Annotated in this window: 8 protein-coding genes; 6 read left to right on the top strand and 2 right to left on the bottom strand. The window is 24.3% G+C overall.

Going from position 1 to position 6,943, the window contains the following annotated elements; genetic code table 4:
- Positions 1–859: DnaA ATPase domain-containing protein (locus AAHM77_RS03555; RefSeq protein WP_342252754.1), on the bottom strand; the 859-nt coding region annotated here is incomplete at its 3' end.
- A gap of 267 nt (positions 860–1,126) precedes the next feature.
- Here AAHM77_RS03555 and rpmH point away from each other — a divergent pair.
- From rpmH to AAHM77_RS03525, 6 genes are read left to right on the top strand one after another with little or no spacing between them, the layout of a single operon-like run.
- Positions 1,127–1,261 (top strand): 50S ribosomal protein L34, encoded by a 135-nt coding sequence (rpmH, locus tag AAHM77_RS03550; RefSeq protein WP_342252753.1) that lies wholly within the window; start codon positions 1,127–1,129, stop codon positions 1,259–1,261.
- Between the two features lie 3 nt (positions 1,262–1,264).
- Positions 1,265–1,606 carry a ribonuclease P protein component gene (rnpA, locus tag AAHM77_RS03545; RefSeq protein WP_342252752.1) on the top strand — a complete coding sequence of 114 codons (342 nt, stop codon included), beginning with the start codon at positions 1,265–1,267 and terminating at the stop codon, positions 1,604–1,606.
- A gap of 34 nt (positions 1,607–1,640) precedes the next feature.
- Positions 1,641–3,062 carry a membrane protein insertase YidC gene (gene yidC / locus AAHM77_RS03540; RefSeq protein WP_342252751.1) on the top strand — a complete coding sequence of 474 codons (1,422 nt, stop codon included), beginning with the start codon at positions 1,641–1,643 and terminating at the stop codon, positions 3,060–3,062.
- A gap of 6 nt (positions 3,063–3,068) precedes the next feature.
- Positions 3,069–3,719 (top strand): hypothetical protein, encoded by a 651-nt coding sequence (locus AAHM77_RS03535; protein ID WP_342252750.1) that lies wholly within the window; start codon positions 3,069–3,071, stop codon positions 3,717–3,719.
- Positions 3,679–5,028 (top strand): tRNA uridine-5-carboxymethylaminomethyl(34) synthesis GTPase MnmE, encoded by a 1,350-nt coding sequence (gene mnmE, locus AAHM77_RS03530; protein WP_342252749.1) that lies wholly within the window; start codon positions 3,679–3,681, stop codon positions 5,026–5,028. The genes AAHM77_RS03535 and mnmE overlap by 41 nt, the downstream gene beginning before the upstream one ends.
- Before the next feature lie 5 nt (positions 5,029–5,033).
- Entirely contained in the window at positions 5,034–5,801 is a 768-nt protein-coding gene (locus tag AAHM77_RS03525; protein ID WP_342252748.1) for a TatD family hydrolase, read from the top strand.
- A gap of 58 nt (positions 5,802–5,859) precedes the next feature.
- Here AAHM77_RS03525 and mreB read toward each other — a convergent pair whose 3' ends face one another.
- Positions 5,860–6,921, bottom strand: a complete 1,062-nt coding sequence (gene mreB, locus AAHM77_RS03520) for a rod shape-determining protein (protein ID WP_342252747.1) — start codon at positions 6,919–6,921, stop codon at positions 5,860–5,862.
- Positions 6,922–6,943: the final 22 nt, after the last annotated feature.

Genomic DNA, 6,943 nt, shown 5'->3' with positions numbered 1-6,943 from the left:
TCATGCCATTTGCATTTAATAAGTTAGTTGTTATTTTATAAGCTGTTTCATAATCTGGATTATCTATTTTAATTGTTAAACCACTACTGAATCTAGAAACTAATCTTTTTTCAAAACCAAAAGCTAATTTTTCAGGAATTCTATCTGAAGAAAAAATTATTTGTTTTTCGTTATCTATAAAATAATTAAAAACATTAAATAAAATTTCATTTGTTTTTGTACGATTACTTAAAACCTGAATATCATCGAAAATAAGAATATCTCATTTAAAATAATTATTTTTAAATTCTTGAATATTGTTACTATCCTTACTAATTAATAAAGTTGCAATTTCATTCCCGAAATCCTGAGAATTTACAAAATGAATTTTTATTTGATCTTTATACTTATTTAAAATTTCATTTTTAATCGCTCTTAATAAATGTGTCTTTCCAACACCTGTGTCACCATAAAAAAATAATGGATTTCATTTATTACCGATATTATCTATAACATCTTTTGCAGCTTCATAAGCATTGCAATTTGTTAAACCACGCACATAGTTATTAAAAGTAAACTTTTCATTAGATTTAAAATTTAAAACTTCTTCTTTTGGTATATCTTCTTTAATTTCATTAGAATTTAAGAAGATAAATTCATAACTTTCATTAAATATTTTTTGCCCTATATTAGTCATTATATCTTTCAATTTTGTGATTACTTTAAGTCCTATTTTTGAATTAATTGAAAGATATAATTTATTACCTCTAATAGTAATAAAATTAGTTTTATTTATATAATTATTATAAGTGTCATAGGTAACGTTTTTTTCATTAGCTAATTCATCTTTAATTTTCGATCATATTTCTTGACCCGACATAAACTACCTCAAAAAAATAATAATTATATAAATCTATATATTATTAGAATAATATATAGATTTTAAAAAATAAAATATTTTTAAAATTTAAGTAAATAATATTAAAAATGTTTTAAAAATAATAAAAATAAACTTATTAAATAAAGAATAAACAATTTTTCCAACAATTCCAACATATGATTTAACAACAATTTTTAGAGTTGATTTTAAAGATAAATAAGTTATACTTTTATTGATTATAATTTATGTTATATATAGGGGTATGCTGTGAAAAGAACATGACAACCAAGTAAAATTAAACACAAAAGAACACATGGTTTTAGAGCGAGAATGAGTTCTAAAAACGGACAAAATGTTTTATCAAGAAGAAGATTAAAAAATAGAAAACAACTATCAGCTTAATTTATGCATAAAAAATTCAGAATTAAAAAAAATCATGAATTTCAAAAAATAATATTTCATAAAAAAATAATTAATACATATAATTTTGTTTTTTATTCAAAAAAAAATGATCTTAATTTTCCAAGATTTGGGATTTCTGTTAGTAAAAAACTTGGAAATGCTGCTGTTAGAAATAAAATTAAAAGACAATTAAGAATGTTTTTAATAAATTTATCTAAAGAAATTAATTTTAATAATAAAAAATCAATTGATATTATTATTATTGTCAAAAAAAAATTTTTATTAAATAATTTTGAGGAAAATCAAAAAGTTTTTAATAAAATTATTAAACAAATAATAGATTAAGTTTTATTTTAAAATAAAAAAGGTGAAATATAACATGGATTATAAAGGCTATATTTTCAAAAAGAAAGAAAAGAAAAATTATTTCAAAATTGCTTGAAAAATTTTTAAAATACTTTTATTTTTATTTCTATTAATCTCATTATTATGAGGTTGTGGAATGATGTTTTCAAGTAAATTTAATGTCTATGAAATTAATGATGTTTCTGGACAGCAAGTTTATAAGCCGGGTGTTTTCTTTGAAATTCTAGTTGGGATTGATGGCGGCAAGCAGTCTTTTTTTCATATCGTAAACGGTCATGTTTATGAATATCCTTATAATGGTATTTCAACTTGGTCTGAAGCTTTTACAGTTACTCAATCACCATTTTATGGTTGTTTTGTTTATCCAATTGCTGCCTTATTATCAAGCATTATTAATGCTTTCCCAGGTGGAGTTGATAATGGGTTTGCTGTCTTATTTTCAATTATTTTAACTTCTTTAATAATAAGACTTATTACATTAATGTTTAGTTTTAAATCACAAATGAATCAAGATAAAATGTCTAGTGTTCAAATAAAACAAGCAGAAATTACAGCTAAATATAAAAATTCTTCAGATCCAGCAGCTAAACAAAAACAACAAATGGAAACAATGCAACTTTATAAAAAAGAAGGTGTTTCACCTGCTGGTGCTTTTAGTGGAATGATTTTAACAATCCCCTTCTTAATTGCTATGTATACAGTTATTAAAACAAGTAGAATCTTAAAAATTGCGACTATAGGTCAAATATCTCTTATTGATAAACCATGGACACAAATAACAGAAGGTAATCTTATTTATTTAGTTTTACTTGTTGTTTATTTACCACTACAAGTTTTATCAATGATATTACCAAATATACTTAATTCAAGAAGAACAAAAGTTGTTACAAAAGAACAAAAGAAAGCTAAGAAAAAACAATATATAATTCAGGGTGTTATGTCTGTGCTGTTCTTATTTTTTGCTATAAGTGTTGCCGCAGGGGTTGCTATATATTGAATATTTTCAGCATTTTTCCAAATTTTGCAAACTCTTTTATTTTATTTCATTAGAAAACATAAGAAAGAAATAACGAAGTTTCAAAACGATTTTTCTCAAAAATTTAAAAAATTATTTATTAAAAAAGAAGAAGTTTATTCAACAGGAGAAGTAGTTGTAATGAATAAAATATCTTCTAAAAAAACAGAGACAAAATTAGAAGAGATAAAAAGTGATAATTTATTAATAGAGAAACCAATCAAACAAAAACCAAAAAATACTAAAAAAACAGTTAATAACAATAATAAGAAAAAAGTTCAAATTTTTGATTTGAATAAAAATAATCTAGTTAATAAAAATAATTCTAAACAAAAACCAAAAAAAACAGAGACAAATATTAATGAAAAAGAAGAAAAAATTGATTTGTCTGAGAAATCAAAAAGTGAAAATAAAGAATAATTTTTTATGGTTGTTAAAACATTTTCGAATTATCAAGAATTTTTGGTATATACTAAAAAAAATATAAATACTTTTTTTAGTTTTTATTGTCCTGAAAACAGATCTTTAAATAAAAAAAATCTTACAATATTTTATATATTAAAAGGTGATGTTATAAATCATATAAACAATTCATTGGAATTAATCATTAAAAAAACATTATGTTTTAATACATTAACATGAAAAATAAAATTTAAAAAAAACATTAATATTATTTTTGATTGCAATAATAAAGAATGATACAAACAATTGTTAAAAGAAAACTGTCTATTACTTTCTGAAATTGAAAATTTTATTAAAGCAACAATTTTTTCTAAATATAAAAAAAACATTAACATTATTTTTGATTTTGAAAAATTTAATATTTTTTCAGAAAAATATTATTTGTCAAATGCTTTTAGTAAAGCCTTAATGGTTCAAAAGACAAAAAAAACTGAATATCTTATCCCTAGTCCTCCTGAAATTAGAGCGAAAATATATTCAAATTTAAGAAATTTTTCTGATGTAAAAACCCAATCAATGGGTAATGGAAAATTAAGAAGAGTTTCAATTAAATATAAAAAGAAAGAAGGCAAGAATGAACGAAACAATAGTAGCACCCGCAACAAATCTAAATAAACAAGCAATTGCTATTATAAGAATTTCTGGTCCAGAAACTTACAATATTATCAACAAAATTCTTGATAAACCAATAAAGAATAATTCAAAAAATGTTAACTATAGATGGATTATTTCTGAAAAAGAAAAAATTGATGAAGTTATAATTATAAATTATGTTAAACCAAAATCTTTTACCGGAGAAGATTTGATTGAAATAAATTGTCATGGTGGCCCTATAAATGTGACAAGAATAATAAAATTAATAATTAAAAACGGAGCCAGAATGGCTGAGAAGGGAGAGTTTAGTAGAATTGCATTTATTAATGGTAAAATTAATTTAATTCAAGCAAATTCAATAAATGATCTTGTAAATGCCAATAGTTTAGGTTCTAACAAAATAGCTGTGAAAAATTTAGATAAAAATACTTTTAATGTTTTAAAAACATTTAAAAAAGATTTATTGGATATAATAGCTAAAATAGAAATTAATATTGATTATCCAGAGTATGATTTGATAGATTATATTCATTCCACTTCAATCAAAGATTTTGTTAACAAAAATCTACAAATTTTTCAAAATATAATTAAGTATTCAAATTTAGCTAATAAACTAAACGAAGGAATAAAAACAATAATTATAGGCAAACCCAATGTAGGGAAATCATCTTTATTAAATTCTTTATTAAACGAAGATAAAGCGATAGTTTCAAATATACCAGGTACTACCCGTGATTTAGTTGAGGGTCTATTACATTTTGAAAATTTTACTTTGAAATTAATTGATACCGCTGGAATTAGAAACGATTCAATAGATAAAATTGAAAAAATAGGTATAAAAAAAAGTTTAGATAAAATTGTAGAAGCAGATTTAATTTTAGCAGTTTTTTCACTAGATGACTTTTCAACTAAGGAAGATAAAAAAATATTAGACATTGTAAAAGATAAAAATCATATTATTGTTTATAACAAAAAAGATATTTTAAAAGAAGAAAACAAAAATTTTATTAACAAAAACAACAAATGTTTTATTTCAGCTAAAAATAATAACATCGATGAATTAAAAGAACAAATTATGTCAAAATTTGAAACAAAAAAAATTTATGAAAAAGATTCTTTAATAGTGTCCAATATTTTGCAATTATCTCTTATTGAAAAAATAGAAAACAACTTAAAAAAAATATATAATGAAAATGAAAATAAAGTGCCAGTTGATATTTTAAGTGTTATGTTAAAAGAGATATGAGATGATATAAATATCTTTTTTGGAGAAACTTTAAATGAAACTTTAATTGATGCTATGTTTAAAAATTATTGTTTAGGAAAGTAGGATTTATGGCAGGTCTTTTTGATACCCATTGTCATTTAATGGCAACAGAATATAAAGAAAATACTAAGGAAATAATAAATAAAGCAATAACATCAGGAGTATCTAAAATGTGTGCTGTTGGCTTTGATTTAGAATCAAGTCAACAAGCTGCTACATTGGCAACTCACTATGATGAAATTTATGCAATTGTAGGAATTCACCCAACTGAAGTTGGGCGCTATAATAATGATGTTATTAATGAAATTGATTCTTTAGCAAATAGCAATCAAGTTGTTGCGATAGGTGAAATTGGTTTAGATTATTTTCACAAGCAAACATCACCGGATTTACAAAAAGAATGATTTATCAAACAAATTAATATTGCTAAAAAGAAAGATATTCCAGTTTCAATTCACTGTCGCGAAGCTTATGAAGATACTTACAAAATTTTAAAAGAACACAATGTTAAAAAAGGTTTAATGCATTGCTACTTAGGTGATTTAGAAACTGCTAAAAAATTTATTGAATTAGGTTTTTATATTTCTATTAGTGGGGTAATAACTTTTAAAAATGCAAAATCACTTCAAGAGCTGGTAAAAAATATCCCAATTTCTAAAATGCTTATAGAAACAGATTCTCCTTATTTAACCCCCGAACCTTATCGTGGAGAAATAAATTTTCCTTCATATGTCAAATATGTAGCTCAAAAAATAGCATCATTAAAAAACATAACAACAGATGAAGTAATTAGAATAACAAGCAGTAACGCTAACAAATTATTTAATATTAAATAAGAGAAAAAATACAAATAAAAAAACAGGCATTAATGCCTGTTTTTTTATTTGTATTTTTTTATTTAACTAATGAAGTTAAGAATGTGTTATCATTTAATTTTGCATAATAACCGTTTTCTATACGTTTTTTAATAACTTTTTCAAATGTTTTTGTACCTTCGATAACACACATCAATGGTTCATTCGCAACTTTTGTAGGCAATTGGAAGATATCAAAGAAATATTTATCAACATTTCTAATCAATGCCCCCCCACCACAAACAACGATTCCGTTTCTCATGATGTCACCTGCTAATTCAGGTGGTGTATTTTCTAAAAGTTCAATAACTAAATCAGTTACTTTTGAAAAACCATTTAATAAAACATTTCTAATTTCATCAGATGAAATTTTTGCTTCTTTTGGTAACCCTGAAACAATATCACGTCCAAATATTTGCATAGCTCTTTCATTATGATATTTCACTAAAGAACCAATTTGTTTTTTAACTTGTTCTGAAGTTTTTTTACCAATCGCTATATTATATTCTGAACGAATATATTTTCTAATGTCATCATCGAAATGATTTCCGGCAGTTTTAATTGATCTGGCAACAACAACATCTCCTGATGAAATAATCGCTAAATCAGTTGTTCCTCCACCAATATCAATAATTAAATGTCCTTGAGGTAAATCAATGTTAACCCCAGCTCCAACAGCGGCCATCTTAGCTTCGTCTTCAACTACAACCATTCCAGCTCCCATTTCACGAGCAACATTTTTTAAAGCTTCTCTTTCAAGTTCTGTAACACCTGATGGACAAGCCATTAATACTACTGAATCTTTTCAAATATTCAACATTTTCATTCTACTAAAGATATGTTTTAATAAGTCCTTAGCAGCATCCATATCAGAAATAACTCCATCAACTAATGGTGTAACCATTCTGATTTGATCATGAGTTTTACCGATCATATCGTAAGCATCTTCACCAAGTGCTACTAATGAGTTAGTTTTTGTGTCGTACGCCATTAATGAAGGCTCGTTGTAAACTATCCCTTGACCAGAAACGTAAGCTAATACATTAGCTGTTCCTAGGTCTAGAGAAATAAAAGGTATTTCCTTATCTCCTCTAAACATCATATAATTCCCTCCTGTTGTTAGT

Origin of the sequence: Spiroplasma endosymbiont of Amphibalanus improvisus, from assembly GCF_964030645.1 — a bacterium.
In the GTDB taxonomy this organism is placed as follows: Bacteria; Bacillota_I; Bacilli_A; order Mycoplasmatales; family Mycoplasmataceae; genus CAXIPX01.
Note: the sequence above shows the minus strand (reverse complement) of the source record. Positions and strands in the feature narration are given on the sequence as shown.